Raw genomic sequence first — 17,378 nt, forward strand, 5'->3', positions numbered from 1 at the left:
TATTAGTATAGTGTATTTAGATGAATAGTGATTAACCGGACTATTTAGTATCTACTAAATAAAAAACAGGACCTGATATGCATCTATCAGGTCCTGTTTCACATAGACATTATACATCGATATTTTCCACGCATTATCAATGTTTGTAATGTAGTTAGCCTTTTGAGTCAGCTATAAAATCAGATATTATTTTTTCAATATCGAAAGGAGTAATCCCTTTATCCAAAGAAAAAATGCTTTCTGCTTCTTCGATGTCTTGAACGAGTTCACCTCTAGCTTCAATATGTAATCGGAACAAGTCATATAAATTCGGTTTAACTAAATTAGTTAAAGCCTTTCCAACTAGTATCATACCTTTTTGATTAGCCTCGATGGTATTATCATAAGTTAGATCTCTTGTAAGAGACAAATCTGTCCAAATCAATTTTCGTTCCTTTAAGTCTAAAATAACTGGAATAGAGATTTGGGTGTCGGCAGTAATATCCACTTTATCTTGAACAGTAGAAGGTTCAAATGTTTCACCTGAACCAGGATATTGACGAACCATCCAACCAGTAAAGCATTCTGGTAAATCTTTATACGGTTGGTCTGTGTAAGAAAGCAAAGTCATGACTACATAGCGTGCACCATATTTCAGCACAGACGGAATATCGAAATCAATGAATTCAGATGCCCCCTTTGGTGCAGAAGTAATATCTCCGCTATGGTAGGCTTTGAAATTTTTTGAACGTAAGTTCGTGAAGGATACATGTTCTTTGTATTGCCAATCTTCGTCGTACATTGCAGCAGATAAATCAATGTCAACGCGTCCTGTATGTTGTCCATTCACATAGCCTTCTTTCCACCATAGGAAAAAACGAATCGTATCTGCTTCTGGCAAATCTACTTTACTTCCTCGAGATAATGTGCGAAGCGCTTTGCTGGCTGAACGTTGAGAGAGGGGAACTAAGTGATTTTTTAACTGTTCATCCAAAAATACTTTTCCGAGACTTGGAAGTTCTGCGAAGCGATTTTTTAAAGTATCTTCACACATTTTTACAATCATTAAACAAATATCCTCTGAGATAAATGGAAGTGTATTTTCGATACCTATAGCTTTTGCTACATTTCCCTTTGGAAAAAAGGTGCGAAATTCATTTTTATCATTTCGATGCTTAAAATGAGCTGTGAGTTGAAGTAATACAGGAGTAGAAACGTTTCCTATTATACTTAGAAAATCTTCGAGAATATTGAAAACATCTGTTGACTTATCACTACATAAACGGATTAAATGATCCAAGCGTCTGGCAAATTCCCCCGGGCGAGTTTTTAAAAGATTTTTTGCTGTCATGATATCACGATTCAACAAAGCTGCTTCTATTTTTCCATTAAATGTTTCAACTTTAATGTTGTTGCGAAGAATCTCAAATGCTCGGTGAGTTTTTGGGAAACGAGTATGATATTCTGCTGGATGAAGAATTTCACCTAAACGAATCCAACGTTTTTTGTATCGAAGCATATCTTCGGTAATGTTTCCGCATTGCTCTAACAATCCTAAAAGGAAGCGTCTTTCTGCTCGGTTAAACTTCTTGAATCGGACGGAGGATGCTAAACTCACATCCCCTTCAGATAAAGCAACTGCAAGGCGAAGAACATCAGTTGCTGTTTTAAAATACTTTGCAGCAGCATCGGCTGATATTTTTCTGTTTATTAATAAAACCCCAATTATAAAAGACATATTTTCCTTATGAGGAATTACATTAGGTAGAAAACAGGAAACATCTTCAGTGTGTGTAATAGCCCATTCTACATCCGTCTTATCAGTTGAGGAAATAGAGCTGTTTGCACTAATCAATTGAGAAATCATTTGATTGAAATCTTCTTCACTTCCTAAGTCAATAACTTTCAAATCAACTCTATCTAAAAGAGGGAGTCGTTCTTCTACTTTTGATACAGGTAGGCGCAACGTCACATAATGAATAATGGCATTAATGTATAAATCAGCGTCACTTAAATCCATCATTTGTTGCGGAAAGTTTGGATACATAGGAGTAAACTGAATATGTGCTCCAACCATTTCTTTTAAATGTTTTACCAACTCTTTGTAAAACGATGTGAATGCATCAACCGAAAGTGTTTGCAACTCTTCTATTAAAGGCTCGGAAAAAGTAAATCCTAAATTTTCCAAGTTTTTTAAAACAGTGGCTAAATAAATGTTCGGTAGTTTATTTTCTTCTCTTTTTATAATTACTTTCAAACTTCTTCTTATGTAAATAGAATTTTTCATGAGAACGCCAGCTATTCACGCCTTATAAAAGAGGGGAATAGTCTGACTGTCCTCCTTTCAGTGGTAGATTTTTATTTTTATATGTATAAACACACTAATTGTAGAAAAATGTACAGAGGGTACATAGCTATTTTTTAGTGGAAAATTAGGGATATAACATTTAGTTGTTAAGTGGTAATTTGTTAATTAAGAAAAGAAAACCTCTACATCAATGGTTGATAAACTAAAGTTTATGCAATCCCAAAGAAGAAAGAGGTTTTATAGTCTAATTATTTTTCATAGGGAATTGACAACTCTAAAACAATTTGAAATTTCTACAAAGAAGGAAGAATTGTCATAGCCTATGTGTTTAGCAGGAAAGTAACATCCCTATTTGGCCAAAGAAGTTAGAAGGAAGGAACGTCATAGCCTGCTTTATTAGTATATTCTCTTGCGAAGAGCAATTCAAGTATACTGTCTGATTTTTTATTTTTTTCTTAAAGGGGAATTTTCATGATTATCCCGCATTAACGGGCAGCCAGATTGGTGAGGGCTGATTAAAGTTTCACTTTATCCTTTACTGTACCTTGTAACTACATTTTACCTTGCTGTAAAGAAACAAAAAACACTTTTTTATTCAATAATTCCAATTTCTAGAGCCTTTTGAACAGCTTCTTCTTTGTTACAGACTCCTAGCTTTGTATAAGCTGTAGAAGCATAATTTCTGACCGTACCATTTGACAAATATAACCTTGATGCTATGGTAGTGTATCGAAGTCCTTTTGCTACTAGCTGTAATATTTCTATCTCCCTAGCTGTTAGCTCATAAGCGGCTGCTTTTGATTGTGGTGTCTCTTTTTGTTCATCGAACTTCTCAAATATTTTGTGAGACATTCCCTGATCAATCAGTGTTCCACCTTTGTGAATAAGTCGGATCGTATTGGCTAGCTCCAACGTTTCAATAGATTTAAGTAAAAAACCATCCGCACCGTTGCGAAGTGATTCCACTGCCTGTTCGGTATCTTGAAACGTTGTAAAAATCAATACGCGGATATGTGGCCATTGTTGCTTAATCTTTTTGGTTGCTTCGATTCCATCCATGTGCTGCATATCTAAATCCATAAGTATAACATGGGGTTGAAGGCGCCCACACAAATCGATGGCTTCATTGCCATCCTCAGCTAAACCGACTACATTTAAATCTTCATATCTATCGAGTAGTGTCCTCAAACTTTCCCGGACAAATGGCTGATCGTCTACAATTAACAAACGAATAAGTCCATCTTTTATTTCAGTTTGTCGCGGTATGGTACAAGTAACAAGCATTCCTTCCTCTGGCTTTGTATATACAGACAATTGACCTTGCAAGTTCATTGCTCGTTCTTTCATCGCATTCATACCAAAGCCTTCCTGCCATTCTACATTTCCTTTTCCATTATCTTGAACTTCTAACCTCGTATATTGTTCGTCAAATTGCAATGAAACTATAATTTCAGTCCCCTGACCATGACGTACTGCATTCGTAAGGGACTCTTGTAAGCAACGAATGAATGCGATCTTCGCTTGCCGAGACAGCTGATATTCCTCTCCGAATGTCCTAAAACTTACATTTACCTGAGCGTGCTCCTGAAATTCGGCTCCAAGATTTTGTAGAGATTGAATTAAGGAAGGCGATTGACATGGAGAATCCATTTGATGTAGGTAACCTCTCACGTCCTCGATACTTTTCCGTCCCATTTCAAGCAGAGAGTCTAGCCTCTGTATACCCATTTCAGTAGCAAGTTCGGTACGCAACGTTTCCATCCCCATAATAATAGAAGTATAAGCATGACCAACTGTATCATGAAGCTCACTCGACAGTCTGTTCCGTTCTTCGGCCAGTGTAATGCGTTCAATCTGAGACATATATTGCTCAAGTACCGCGTTTTGTTTACGAATCGCTTCATTTTGCTTATGATTGACGATTAATAAATGGAAAGCGAAGCCCATTACATAAGCAAGTCCATAGTAGGTAACCATAATCCAATAGTTATTACTTGGCGCAAGCGCATAGAAAATTCCAGTTGTTATAAAAACTGTTATTGGAGCTGTCCAATAATAGGATAAATGCTTACTATTCGCAGCAATCAGAAAAACTGATATAAGAAATGTGTTGTAAGCTTCCGGGAATAATGAGGTTAAATATATACATAGTCCACCATATAGCAGTATGTCTGTGAACAAATAATATTTATAATTGAATAGTAAGGCTACCCATGGAACAGAGAAGGCAATAATTTCCCAAAGAATAATAATCCAAAGTGGCAATGTTATACTATCCTGAAAATCGAATGTGGTTATGGCGATAGAGACACTAATAAGTATACGGACTCCTAACATAATCCAATCGTACCAAAACCAATACTTAACTATATCTAACAAGTCATTTACCCCCTAAATAGCCAACCTTTTTACTTCCTATATTATAAATTAATCCTTCATACATTGTTGTACTTTTTAATTTTACGCTGTAATTCTCTCATAGAAGGCAAACTTCTATTGATTTAGTCGCTGGATCATGCTACGAGTATAGCCTCCAATTTTCTTTGTCAAACCATCTACTATTCTAATACTTATGGCGATAAATACTATACCTATAAACATTACAAAGAGTGACTTGGCAAAAGTATCTATTTGTATGAATATAATATTCATTTCGATGTGGCGATACAGTAGTGGTGCCAACAACAACATAAGTGGCATTACATAAAAAATGATTGCACAAATGAGACTGAAAATGCCAATCACTAATTTCTGCATTAACCAAAAGACAGCAGACCAAGTGCGACGATCTGTAAGCACTAATTTCACCTGAGTCCAGTTTGATGTAGCCATTTTTATACTTTTATCGTAAGAGTCGGTCGAAATATCAGTATAAATTTTCGTCTGTATGCGCTCGAATTGGATAAAAGGTGTCGTAGTCTGTAGTACGTGTATAACTAGTGGAATCCCAATTACCGTAAATGAAAGGGTAAAACTGAATAGCAGAGCTATAAGATAAAAACAAAAATAAAATAATCCTGTAACGAAAGTTAGCAATAAAAAATAACCATTCTGGATGAATTTTGATTTCATAAAGTTCATCGCTCCTATCTATGTAATAACCGAATTGTACTGCTTTTTTTGTCATTCTCACTAGTGTAAAAGTGTCATATGACATTTTTAAATGATGATAAAAAGGGGAGAGTAACCTACTTCTGGTTAAAAAAGATGCTTATATGAATCACCATAAAACAATCCCGTTCTTGCATCTGCAAGAACGGGATTGTTTTGTACTTTTATTCCACTTTAATGGGCAGTAAGACCCCCACCTCAAAATGCAGCGAAAGCAAAGAATTTAGGTGGGGGATCAACTGCCCATAAAAGTCCGATTGGTGAGGGCTAATAATCAGTGGGGGATGAAGAAAATCCCCACTGATTAAAGTTTCACTTTATTTAATATGAGATGGACTTGTTTTTCGAATATGAAAAATAATATCAAATTGCTCAAGCAATGACGTATCAAAGTATGCCGATTCGTTCGGGAAGATTTGTCCCCCTATACTTAGTAATGGTCTTTTTGCTTTAACCCATTTTTCTGCTTGTCCTTTAAGGTGACGGTTATCCAATAAAAACATGTTATATGGTACTTTTCCGAGAGTATAATTGAAACTTTTTACATCTTGTGGAATAGTGTCGGTTGTAATCTTACCTCCAGTGGAAGGATCATATTCGCTGTATAAGGTAAAATTCCCCTCCGTAGTTGTACTACCAATTGTGACATAATTATTGTCTAAACGTTCCTTCAAAAATTGCCCCGCAACATAAGGGTATAATTTCTCATCGATAATTCCTTTAGCTATATGAATATTGTGTGCCCATACTATCGTTTTACCACCAAATGTTTCTTGTGCCCACATTGCATGATCGGCCAAGTATTGCTCATGTAGCTTTAACATACTTGGATAGTCGTTAGGAATTAGCATTGTGGTAAATTTCTCTATTGCACTTGCCGTTGCTTGTGCCCAGATGTACTCGGGTGAAGCTATTTCTGTGTTGGCTTGCCCATTCTCATCTTTTAGTAATTGGGCTACTCTCTCAGCGTTTGCTTTGAACTTTTCTTTTATTTCAGGAGCAAGGTCCATATATTCCTTTGTACTTCCATTAAAAGCCGACAATTCTTTATAATTTTCTTCTACTTTTGCCAGCAAATCTGGTCGATGTAGTCTTACATAATCAATCACTTTATTAAAGCAACCTTGGTCCAACTCCTTTAAGTCGAGCCCAATAAATTGGATCTTTTTTTTATTGGATGGATCAGCATTATAATCTTTCATCCACTCAATCATGGCTATAATTTCATCAGTAGGATATAACAAGTTTAAAAATTCCCTAGGGTTTCCTTTTCCTGTTTGGATATATTCATTTAGTTTTAAGCCGTTTCCCCAATCTTCTTCCATTGTGAAATTTGTAAAACCCATCTCAGTAACCAAATATTTCACAAGGCGAAACTTCATAGTGAAAATTTCAGAGCTTCCATGAGTATTCTCTCCTAATCCTACATATTGTGCGCTCCCAATCATTTTCTTAAGTGGTTTTAAATCCTCAAATGATTTTGACGGCTCTATCGTTTTTAATGGGTAAGCCTGTGATTGTATGGATTTAACTATATTTTTTTGTATTGATTGACCTGAATTTTCGACTGCTACTGTTTGAGCCTTTCCTACTTCCGCGCATCCTGTGACTAATAGAGCTGTACTAACCATTGCAATTATTTTTTTCTTATTCATTTTTTCCACCTCAATTGAATTATTTGTAAAAGCAAGAATGATTCATTGTACTTGCACGAATCAATTGCCTTAATTCAATTGTTATTTATTCCATATCATATTTTCTAGTTACATAGTGTCATAAGGTTAATTGACACAGGTCATAGACTAATCATTACACTTTTGTACTATCGGTTATGACAACTTATAAATAATAATTACATGGATGAGTTGCAAGTAAAACTAGATTATAAATTTGGGAGTGATGTTAAAGATGAATGAATCTGTATGCCAAAATATTTTTATTCTAAGGTGTGTCTGTAGAAATGACAAGAAGTAAATTCGATAAACAAGTGAATGAAAGGGGGAAGGCGGATTACAATGATATTACACGCAAAATCGTTCCACAATAAAGATAAAATCCAACGTGCTAAAATAGGAATTCAACTCTTTCTGAGTATTTTAATCATTACTTCTATTATCCTAAATGTAGTAGTAATAATTACGAAAAGTATGCCGCTTATTGTGGTATATATGTTTACCCCAGCACTTTCTTCTATTTTGACTCGCATAATACTGAAAGAAGGGTTTAAAGATGTATCTTTTGGTCTCGGTAACTTAAAGGTATGGAAGGGGATTGGTTTTGCTCTGCTAATCCCTATGATTATTTGTGGAATTACTTATTCTATCGCCTGGCTGAGCGGAATTGCGAGGTTTCAGCATCCTGAAGGTGGTATGTTAGAACCGATCTACAATATACTTGGACTTCAGTATGTAGCGGCACCATTCAGTTTCATTTATCTAGTTGTATTGAGCGGCATCTTCGGAAGTTTGCTTAACTTAATCCCAGTTTTGGGAGAAGAAATGGGTTGGCGAGGTTATATGCTCACAAGGCTAGTCGATGCAGAGTTTTCACGGCCGATCCTTATTAGTGGATTGATTTGGGCAACGTGGCATGTTCCAATTGTTATTGCTGGTCTATATGTAGAGGGACCATCTGTCCTACTTTCAGTGCTTGGCATCTATTTTTGTATTGTGCCATTCAGTTATATTACAGCTTATTTACGACTAATCACAGGTAGCGTTTGGCCTTCGGTTATCATCCATACTACTTGGAATGCCATTATTCAAGGACCTTTCGCACGTGCAAGTACAGGATATCAAACTGAGATTTGGGTTGGAGAATCTGGCTTGATAACCGCTATTATTATCTTAATTACTGCAATAATTACGTCTCGAATCGTAAATTTTACTAAATAGCATACGGATGTGTTTTAAATTCAATTAGTGAAATATGACGAGGCGAAATAAGATGCTCCTAAAAATATTAGAAAAAATCTAGTTGAACAGACTCTTACTTCATCTTAGGCTGCTGGATATGTGGGGGACATCAAGCTAAGAAAATAAACTTGGTTTGCCATAAAAAACATAATGTTTTCATTTAAAGGCTATGAGATGAAATTTCATCATTTTCATCACGTTTGACCTTCAGGAAATAAAAAGTTAAACGATTATACAAATACTCTAACTGAAAAAATGATAGTCCTTCTACATTTTAGATAGAAGGACTATCGTTTATTTTTTTGACAAAATTAGGAGGTGATGTTTATAAAATGGATAATATAATTCGTATTTTGCGTAAAGAGAAAAAATTTTCCGAAGAAGATGTAGTTAATTCCCTTGGTATAACGGTTGATTGAAATTTCATTTTATAACTTGTAAAGGGCTGTTCAATGCATCGTACTATTAAAAAATCTAAATTAATCATTAAATTGCGATAAAATGTGTCCGGAAATAATGAAATTTTAGGAAAAATAAGGTACACTAGTTTATGATTTTAGTTGAAAATCGTTTGACGTTAATGCATACGGGGGAAAGATTGATGAACAACAATACAACAAATGAATCAGTTGAAGAAATTGATCAAAAACGAGTAAGATCAAAAAAACGTTATACAAATTGGAAGTTTATTGCAGTGGGTATTGGTGTAATTGCACTTCTTATTGGGGGAATGAGTTATTATCAGGCAACTCACTTCAATTCGAATGTTACAATTAATGACACAAAAGTTGGTGGTCTGAGCGCTGATCAGGCAATACAGAAACTAAAGACATCTGGACTAGCAAACAAAGTCTATGTTGATCAACAACAAATTTTAGATGAAAAAGATACAAAAACGGAACTTACGGAAAAAGATTTGCCTCAGGTTAAGAAACTATTAAAAAGTCAGTGGACATTTTTTCCTTCCTCAAAGGGAGAAAATTATTCATTGCTACCAGAGAAGGCAGATCAGTATCGTAGTGAAACGATGAAAAAACTTGTAGAAGAAAAGCTCATCTCTATGAATGAGAAATTAAAAGCGCCTCAAGATGCTATGGCGAAGCTAGAACAAGGGAAAATTGTTATTTCGAAAAGTGTTGAAGGAAAACAGTATGATGTTACTAGTCTACTGAAAGATTATGATAAACAAAAATATAAAAGCGAAATTCATCTGAAGTCTGCATACATAAAACCTATTAAAGAAGACGATCCGATTGTCAAAAAAGAGGAGAAAGCACTACAGAATCTTCTTGGGCAGTCTGTTGAGTATAAAGTGCAGGATGAAGTTTATCCTTTAAAAGCGAAAGATTTAATTCAAAATGCCTCTATGTCAAAGGATATGAAAGTTACAATTGATGCGAGTGACATTAAGAAGAAAATCACTGAAATTAATAATGCCAAATCAACATTAAATAAAGATTTCTCATTTAAAACTCATTCCGGTTCAGTCATATCAGTAAAAGGACAAGGATACGGCTGGGCACTAGATGTTGAAAAAGAAACTAAACAAGTTCAACAAGCCCTTGAGAAAGGCGACAAATCGCTTTCTGCTTCTAATATTCACGGGAATGGTTGGGAGAAGGAAGGTATCGGTTATAAAACAACATCGAATAATGGCATCGGAGACACGTATGCAGAAGTTTCAATTGCAGAGCAACAAATTTGGATTTACAAAGATGGAAAATTAGTTGTTACAACAAATGTAGTAACTGGTAAACATAGTACTGGTGAAGATACATCACCAGGTGTGTGGTACGTCCTATATAAACGAACACCATATACGCTAAGAGGTAACGCAGTAGGAAAAGCTGATTATGCGGTTAAAGTAGATTACTGGGTTCCATTCACAAATAGTGGTCAAGGATTCCACGATGCCGGCTGGCGCAAAGACTGGGGAAATAATGCTTATTTAACAGGAGGATCAGGTGGGTGTGTGAACCTTCTTCCTAATGTTGCAAAAACTGTATATGATAGTTTGAACACGTATGATCCAGTTATTGTGTATTAAAAAATAGCTACGTATCAAGAAATAAACAAAGCAGGAAATCTTACCTGATGGTATATAAAAAACACCTCTTGCATTCGCATACTAAGTGTGCAAATGTAATGGAGGTGTTTTTGTTTGAATATAAAAGTGTATTGCTTATAAGAAACAAAGTAGAAAGAAATAATAAGTATTCAAATAGTCAATAAAATTGACGATGAATATCATTTTCATTTAATATAGAATCGTTGCATGTAATTAGACATGAATTTTTTGTTAATATAATAGATTTCTATTAAGTTGTCACATTTAAGAACTATCATTAAATATTTTAAGAATTTAAACGTAGGAAAGGGTAATATAAAATGAACTGGAAAAAAGGCGGATTATGGGTTATTATTTTTTTCGTTGTAAAAGGCACGATTTCTACACTTTTAATCGTTACAGGTGCTAAATATTTTGATTTATCATTTATGCAACTTATCTTATTAATTCTGACCTTATTAGTGATTTCTCTAATAAGCCGAAAATTGCTGTATAGACATAAACAAAACAAAAAGCAAAAAGAGCTAAATATATAATGGAGCCCCAGAGACCTTTGGATTTCTGGGGTTTTATTTTGATAGTTTTTTCGCAGGTATATCAATTTAACAGAATAGGTTGTCCAAAATGATAAAATCGATGATGTTTAAAATGCGTCAGTTATTTTTAATAACGATTGATACCCGTATTTCTACAATCTATATAAATGACTCAAGCTTCGCATCTTATGAATTCCCTGAAGTGCTAAACCTAAGCAAAGTAATGAACTATCTTAAGGAAGAAAGTTGAGTTAGCTAATCGCATATATTTTATTGAAAGGATGTGATTGAATTATGGAACGGCCGAATTGGGGAATTGGAGGATTAGTATTCGTTGGCTGTATGTTTCTTGGTGGAGGAGTGGGATCTATGTTAGGTAATGCCCAAACTGGATGGCTAATAGGAATGGGCGCTGGATTTCTTGGTATGGCTTTAACGAGACTGTTCAGAAAATAATGTAACTGAGATTCTTCTTCTGGTAAATAAGGAAATATGTAAGTAAGTCATGGCATAAGATTTCTATAAATTATAGTTAGAATCTTCTCTTTTGTATTTGTCTTTTCTAAATTTCTCCATACATAGATATAATTCTCAAGTCGGAGGATGGCACCTTAGGGTGTCTTTTTTATGCTCTTTAAAAATGTCTTACCATTATAATAGCTGAGTTTTGCTTTCAGTCTCCGATGTCCATTAAGCATAAAATAAAAATTCTGCACCATTTAAACTCTGATAACAATTCATACGATCAAGAATAATTGAGTTAATAGCTTTCGGTAGATCGCCATCATTTTTTTATAATAGATTAGATTCATTGCCGTTTCAGACCTATGTATGAATTCATAATCTAATAGTAAAAGGAGGAATGATTAAAGGTATGGCGGTTAATGAGGAATCAATTTGTCAACAGTTTGCAAGAATCATTGGCGGTCAAGAAGGATTCGCCGGTGGGAAATGCGTGGCAACAATAAACCGAGATGAAATACGAGCAACAATCTTGGGAAAACGTTTTAGAGTAACAACTTCCTTTTCATTCGAATCACGAGACAATAAAACCGGACGGGCATTATGCCTAGGCCGAGTAGCACTCTTACAAAAAGAAGTCACTGAATTTGTGGCGACAATTATTAAACAAGGAATAATCGTTTCGTCTATACACAATGAGTGGTTATGTGATGATCCAAATTTAATTTACGTTAATATCGAAGACGTTGATGATCCACTAAATTTTGCAAGAAAAGTGAGAAGAGCGTTATGCACGTAATCAATTTCTTTAGTTAAACGAGTCATTATATTAAATTGAAAAGTTCAGCGTGTTGGATGGTTTTATAAAACGAAAGAAGGTGTTTCATATTTGGAATGCCTTTTCTTTATGTTTTCGTTACTAATGTGGGTGGTTAACTGATTACATGCTGTTTATCTTGCAACAGCAAGAAAACTGGATGAGGTATCTTTAAAGGTGTTTGACTGTCTATAGATACCATATTTTATCAAATGTTATTAGCATATCATAAAACGATAAGGGAGAAATCGCCAGAGAAATACGTCAAATTAGTCATTCCTTCTATAATCTAAAGGGACGATTTGGTTTTCGAAAAATAATAGGTAAATCATTTGACAATTAAAATAATCTACTTTAATATATGTGCCATAGCATATATATGGTGAAACAAATACATTCATTGTGAATGATTGACTGGTATGCTGTATCCTTTTATATCTTAATTTATAGAGGTGATATATGAACTTACATGATTTAATAGGCTATCTTGTTCACCGTACTGATGTGAAAATGACCAATTATTTTACGAAGAAATTAAAGCCGTATGGAGTTACGCCAGAGCAGTGGGGGATTATTAGTGTTCTTTGTAGCCAAAGGAGCACTACTCAAAAAGAGTTGGCGGAAGCTATTGATAAAGATCAAACTACTGTTGTTAGAATGATACAGTCAATGGAGAGAAAAGGGATTGTAAGGAAGGCTTTGAATGACCAAGATAGGCGTTCACATAACCTTTTTTTAACTGAAAAAGGCGACGAGCTAAAGAAAACAATCTTGCCTGTAGTGAAAGACGCTCACCATTTCGTTACGAGTAATTTGAGCGAGGAAGAAATTAAAGTATTACAATCGTTATTAAACAAATTGTATGATACACACTATTAATATTTGTTCCTTATTGATGCTATGCTATTCATAAGGAACAAACTTTGTTTTAGGTATTATATATGCTGTAGCATATAATTTTTTGTTTGGACGAATGGGAAGATAACTTTATTTTGTATGATATCTGATTCAGGGTCACTTTTTTGCTTAGTACCAGTCAAATTTTTTATATTATATATGCTATAGCATGTAATTTCTGGCCCTTTAATATTGAAAAGGGTAATGTAAATTGAAGCGACTTCCATACGGGTAATCTCAGGAAATAGGATAAAGGTAGTGACTACTATCTGAACAATACTGAGTTTTTACCAAATAATAAGAAAGGTGTGATTACTATTTTAATTTTCATCAATATTGTAAAAGTAGTGTTGTTTCTGTTCTTTTTAATGACAGGAACGAAAATTATATCCGGGAAAATGGCAGATGAGTTCAAACGATTTGGTTTACCTTCGTTTTTTAATTTCTTAACTGGAGCTTTTGAGATTGTAGGAGCGATTGGAATGTTGATAGGAATCTGGATTCCAGTAATAGCTTTATGGGCAGGAGTGTTATTAGCTGGTACGATGCTTGCAGCCGCATTAACTCTAATTGTATTAGCGAGAGATCCCTTTAAGAAAGCGATACCTGCACTTGTTTTGTTTGTCCTTAGTTTAGGGATAAGTTTGTATCACATTTTTTAAAAATAACCGAAAACTATTAAACTTTCACTTTATGCGTTCAAGTTACTATCATTATGTGATTATTTTACAAATAGGGGGATTCTCAAATTAGTGCTTGAATAATAATAGCAATACGGATTTAGACATTACTATCATTTGAATCATAATCAGTAAAAGAACGGGAAGAATTTTATATTAAAATAGGAGTGAGTGAAGGTGGCATATTTACTACAAGTTGATTTTCCGTTTGAAGGTCCTTTTGGTGAAGAAATGGAAAAAACATTTTGGGATTTAGCAAATAGTATTAACGAAGAAGAAGGATTTCACTGGAAAATATGGACTGAGAATGAAGAAAAAAAAGAAGCTGGAGGCATTTATGTATTTGAGGAAAAACAAGATGCTGAAAAATACGCTGAAATGCACAAGAACAGACTTGAAGCAGTTGGTGTTAAAGATATTAGAGTAAGAATTTTTAACATCAATGAAAAATTAACGGAACTGAATCGTGGGTATATTAAATAATTTCGACAGTCGGAGCAAGCGTAAAAAGGAGGGGGGATAATCCCCTCTTTTTTAATTCTTAAATTGACGGTGAGGGGACTTGCACAAAAAAATCCCTATATAAATAGGGATTTGTATATCGGTATATTGTTCCTTGGAAAAGGATGTATGAAGTGTAATATATGAGAGTTCTTACATTTGTGAAAGTGATGTAAAAGTACTTTAAAGAAATTTTATTGAAATAATTTCTTCTCCTTTAATTCTTTCAGTCTGCTTTTTCTTAACGTTCCATGCCCATCAAGCTAAGAAAACAGATGAACCCAAAAACAAAAAAACTTCGCAAAATTTGTGAGAGAAAAGGAGAGATAAAGGTATTTTAACCTTATCTCTCTTTTTCTATATTAATTTATTTTCAGGTAAGGAGTTGATTAGTTATTACTAGTAATAAGAACGTGAAGAAGTGTTGATGCCGGGTTGGAACTGTTGTAAAGGTTGAGGGGGGATGCAAGGAAATATCAGAGATGTGCATGATGATTTGGCGCAGGGGTATTAATCCATCTTCTATGAAATCGTGGGATTATATAAGCAGTTATTATCCTGGGGATTTTAAAATAAAACCTACCTAATTATAGAAGTGATTTGAACGTAAGGGAATTGTAAGAAATGCATAAGAAAAAAGAAATTTTTATTATGTAGGATACAAATATAGAGAAGCACAAAAGAGGGAGGATAAATAGGATTTATTTATACGAAAACCAAACTAGTAATAAGTACATTCTAAATAAAAAAATCATTTATGGTACTAACATACATGTGAAAAAGAGAGGTTTTACCGTTTGTTACGACAGTAGGGATAAAGCCAGAATAGTAGTTTATGTGATGTTTGTAATTGAACAAATAAAAGATGAAATTAATCATTTATCTAAGGAGGCATTTTTTTATGGAAAATAAATTATCTGGGGTGTTAGCCGCTACTTTAGCTCTAACGATGAGCCTGCCAACAGGAGCGATAGCGTCTTCTAGCAGTAAGGCTCCGGTTGTATCTAGCCAAGAAGTTGCTAGCAAAGATTTGGAGAAGATTGCTGCAGAGAACGCTGAACTACTCACGAAGTCCTATGAGACGACTAGCGTGCAGTATGCGCTGATTGATAATGGTAAACTTATTTTGTCGGGGCAGACAGGCAAGAACGACATAGAAGGGAAAGAACCATTAACTAAAGATACTTTATACGGAATTGGTTCAACCAGTAAAGTATATACAGCAGCGGCTGTTATGAAACTAGTAGACGAAGGAAAAGTTGATTTGGATGCTCCTGTTACTGGCTATATTCCTGAGTTCAAAATGAAAGATAAACGATATAAACGCATTACACCGCGTATGCTGTTGAATCACTCCTCAGGTTTGCAAGGTTCGACGTTCAATAATGCATTTTTATTTAAAGATAATGATGCTTATGCCCATGATATCTTGTTGCAACAATTGTCCAACCAAAACTTGAAGGCAGACCCTGGCGCGTTTTCAGTATACTGTAATGACGGTTTTACGCTGGCTGAGATCTTGGTAGAAAGAGTCAGCGGTATGAGTTTTACTGAATTTCTACATCAAAAGTTTACAGAGCCATTAAAACTGAATCAAACGATAACATCGCAAGACAAATGGGAAGACGAAAAGCGGGCTGGACAGTATTCTCCGACATACCAGGGACAGCTTCCAAGTGAAATGGTAAATGTGATTGGTACGGGAGGAATCTCCTCTACTGCAGAAGATGTGGTGCGATTCTCACAAATATTTATGGGACTGGGAAAAGAAATTCTCTCTAATAAAGCAGTCAAGGCGATGGAACAAGAAGAATATAAAAAAGGAATGTGGCCAGGAGATAGCGGAAATATGTTCAACTATGGTCTTGGCTGGGATAGTGTGAAACTATACCCATTCAGTGAATATGGGATAAAAGCGTTGACTAAGGGTGGGGATACGATGCTGCAACATGCTACATTAGTCGTGCTTCCAGAACAGAAGATGGCAGCAGCTGTATTGTCCTCCGGTGGGAGCAGCATGACAAATCAACTGTTGGCAAATAAATTACTGCTAGCTAGGCTTAAAGAGAAAGGGGCAATTAAGGATATAAAACCAGATAAATCCTTCGGCAAGCCAGTCAAGGCTAAAGTGCCTCAAGATGTGGTAAAAAAAGCAGGATTGTATGGAAATATCCAAAGCCATTTCAAAATAGAGATTACGAAGAAGGGAGAACTGTTTTTACCAACTAAACCGGAAGAAAAATATGTATATACGGCGGATGGAAGCTTTATAAATGAAAAGGGTACTTCCAAGCTTAACTTCGTCACTGAGAAGAATGGAAAAGTTTATTTAAGAGAGAGCACATATGAATTATCACCGGGATTGGGGCAAAATGTGCTGACTCACTATTTAGCTCAGAAATTAGAAAACAATGTGTTACCGAAGAAAACAGCTGCTGCATGGGCGAAGCGCGAGGGCGGCAAGTTCTACCTTGTTAACGAAAAATTTAATTCTATAAATTATCTAGGACAACAAATACCTCTTAACACACAAATTACGATCAAGGATGGTTATTGGGACGGCAAAAAAATTACAGGTCCGAATACGGCGACGCATCAAATTCAGATTCCTGTGATGAATGGGAGGGATACGAAGGAAGCTCATTTCTATACAGAGAATGGTACTGAATATATGGAGATGGCCAGCTTTTTATACGTCAGTGAATCTAACGTAAAATCCCTTGATGCAGGTCAATTATCGAAAGTTACACTGCAAAAAAATGGGCATGCGAAATGGTTTACGATTCCGCAAGAGGCAGCAGGGAAAACGATGAATGTGGAGTTGCCATCAGGAAGTTCATTCGCGGTGTATGATGGGAATGGAGTATGCGTCAATTTTAGCGTTGTTAGTAATAATAACAAAGTGAAACTACCAGAGAACGGAACGGTTGTATTTGCTGGCGCACCGAACTCCGAATTTACAGTCGCATTGAACTAGCTACAACTCGGGATAGACTTCAATAAAACAGTGCGACATGGAAAAGATATTTTATTTGTATCTTAAGTATTACCTTAAATGATATTACACTTAAATTCTTAGCTTAATAGCAATGGGATAGCACCAC

13 protein-coding genes are annotated in these 17,378 nt (G+C 35.2%); 9 read left to right on the forward strand and 4 right to left on the reverse strand.

Translation table 11 applies throughout. The features are described from left to right. Positions 1-154: 154 nt before the first annotated feature. The 4 genes from HMPREF1014_RS31180 to HMPREF1014_RS08665 form a co-directional block, all read right to left on the reverse strand. Positions 155-2,266 carry a TerD family protein gene (locus HMPREF1014_RS31180; RefSeq protein ID WP_000798023.1) on the reverse strand — a complete coding sequence of 704 codons (2,112 nt, stop codon included), beginning with the start codon at positions 2,264-2,266 and terminating at the stop codon, positions 155-157. A gap of 612 nt (positions 2,267-2,878) precedes the next feature. Then, on the reverse strand, positions 2,879-4,666 hold the full coding sequence (locus tag HMPREF1014_RS08655; protein WP_000884377.1) for a helix-turn-helix transcriptional regulator: 1,788 nt from the start codon (positions 4,664-4,666) through the stop codon (positions 2,879-2,881). 114 nt (positions 4,667-4,780) lie between these two features. After that, positions 4,781-5,359 (reverse strand): sensor domain-containing protein, encoded by a 579-nt coding sequence (locus HMPREF1014_RS08660; protein WP_002098236.1) that lies wholly within the window; start codon positions 5,357-5,359, stop codon positions 4,781-4,783. A 356-nt stretch (positions 5,360-5,715) separates the two neighbouring features. After that, complete coding sequence (locus tag HMPREF1014_RS08665) at positions 5,716-7,053, reverse strand: erythromycin esterase family protein (protein ID WP_001035213.1); 1,338 nt, start codon at positions 7,051-7,053, stop codon at positions 5,716-5,718. A gap of 360 nt (positions 7,054-7,413) precedes the next feature. Here HMPREF1014_RS08665 and HMPREF1014_RS08670 point away from each other — a divergent pair, with 360 nt between their 5' ends. The 9 genes from HMPREF1014_RS08670 to HMPREF1014_RS08710 all read left to right on the forward strand — a co-directional run bounded on the left by HMPREF1014_RS08670 (position 7,414) and on the right by HMPREF1014_RS08710 (position 17,251). Continuing rightward, positions 7,414-8,292 carry a CPBP family intramembrane glutamic endopeptidase gene (locus HMPREF1014_RS08670; RefSeq protein WP_000600460.1) on the forward strand — a complete coding sequence of 293 codons (879 nt, stop codon included), beginning with the start codon at positions 7,414-7,416 and terminating at the stop codon, positions 8,290-8,292. Positions 8,293-8,914: 622 nt separating this feature from the next. Beyond that, positions 8,915-10,360 (forward strand): L,D-transpeptidase family protein, encoded by a 1,446-nt coding sequence (locus HMPREF1014_RS08675; RefSeq protein ID WP_001064069.1) that lies wholly within the window; start codon positions 8,915-8,917, stop codon positions 10,358-10,360. Positions 10,361-10,701: 341 nt separating this feature from the next. Further along, positions 10,702-10,917 (forward strand): hypothetical protein, encoded by a 216-nt coding sequence (locus tag HMPREF1014_RS08680; RefSeq protein WP_001104104.1) that lies wholly within the window; start codon positions 10,702-10,704, stop codon positions 10,915-10,917. A 294-nt stretch (positions 10,918-11,211) separates the two neighbouring features. Further along, the gene (locus HMPREF1014_RS31520; protein WP_000441008.1) at positions 11,212-11,373 is read left to right on the forward strand and encodes a hypothetical protein; all 162 of its coding nucleotides are present in this window, start codon (positions 11,212-11,214) and stop codon (positions 11,371-11,373) included. Positions 11,374-11,791: 418 nt separating this feature from the next. Beyond that, entirely contained in the window at positions 11,792-12,178 is a 387-nt protein-coding gene (locus HMPREF1014_RS08690; protein WP_001986336.1) for a DUF1259 domain-containing protein, read from the forward strand. A gap of 477 nt (positions 12,179-12,655) precedes the next feature. Then, on the forward strand, positions 12,656-13,075 hold the full coding sequence (locus HMPREF1014_RS08695; RefSeq protein WP_001048566.1) for a MarR family winged helix-turn-helix transcriptional regulator: 420 nt from the start codon (positions 12,656-12,658) through the stop codon (positions 13,073-13,075). A gap of 329 nt (positions 13,076-13,404) precedes the next feature. After that, a complete protein-coding gene (locus HMPREF1014_RS08700; protein ID WP_029960785.1) occupies positions 13,405-13,755 on the forward strand; it encodes a DoxX family protein in 351 nt (116 codons plus the stop codon). A gap of 195 nt (positions 13,756-13,950) precedes the next feature. Then, complete coding sequence (locus HMPREF1014_RS08705; RefSeq protein WP_000323774.1) at positions 13,951-14,256, forward strand: monooxygenase; 306 nt, start codon at positions 13,951-13,953, stop codon at positions 14,254-14,256. Positions 14,257-15,175: 919 nt separating this feature from the next. Next, positions 15,176-17,251, forward strand: coding sequence for a serine hydrolase domain-containing protein (locus HMPREF1014_RS08710; RefSeq protein ID WP_000428432.1), 2,076 nt, complete (start codon positions 15,176-15,178; stop codon positions 17,249-17,251). The last annotated feature ends 127 nt before the right edge of the window (positions 17,252-17,378 follow it).

It is taken from the genome of Bacillus sp. 7_6_55CFAA_CT2, from assembly GCF_000238655.1.
Taxonomy (GTDB): Bacteria; Bacillota; Bacilli; order Bacillales; family Bacillaceae_G; genus Bacillus_A; species Bacillus_A cereus.

What these genes read in the sequence shown, in the direction of transcription:
- HMPREF1014_RS31180 (WP_000798023.1), bottom strand. Translation starts at nt 2,266, where the DNA reads ATGAAAAATTCTATTTACATAAGAAGAAGTTTGAAAGTAATTATAAAA.
- HMPREF1014_RS08660 (WP_002098236.1), bottom strand. Translation starts at nt 5,359, where the DNA reads ATGAAATCAAAATTCATCCAGAATGGTTATTTTTTATTGCTAACTTTC.
- HMPREF1014_RS08665 (WP_001035213.1), bottom strand. Translation starts at nt 7,053, where the DNA reads ATGAATAAGAAAAAAATAATTGCAATGGTTAGTACAGCTCTATTAGTC.
- HMPREF1014_RS08670 (WP_000600460.1), top strand. Translation starts at nt 7,414, where the DNA reads ATGATATTACACGCAAAATCGTTCCACAATAAAGATAAAATCCAACGT.
- HMPREF1014_RS08675 (WP_001064069.1), top strand. Translation starts at nt 8,915, where the DNA reads ATGAACAACAATACAACAAATGAATCAGTTGAAGAAATTGATCAAAAA.
- HMPREF1014_RS08680 (WP_001104104.1), top strand. Translation starts at nt 10,702, where the DNA reads ATGAACTGGAAAAAAGGCGGATTATGGGTTATTATTTTTTTCGTTGTA.
- HMPREF1014_RS31520 (WP_000441008.1), top strand. Translation starts at nt 11,212, where the DNA reads ATGGAACGGCCGAATTGGGGAATTGGAGGATTAGTATTCGTTGGCTGT.
- HMPREF1014_RS08690 (WP_001986336.1), top strand. Translation starts at nt 11,792, where the DNA reads ATGGCGGTTAATGAGGAATCAATTTGTCAACAGTTTGCAAGAATCATT.
- HMPREF1014_RS08695 (WP_001048566.1), top strand. Translation starts at nt 12,656, where the DNA reads ATGAACTTACATGATTTAATAGGCTATCTTGTTCACCGTACTGATGTG.
- HMPREF1014_RS08710 (WP_000428432.1), top strand. Translation starts at nt 15,176, where the DNA reads ATGGAAAATAAATTATCTGGGGTGTTAGCCGCTACTTTAGCTCTAACG.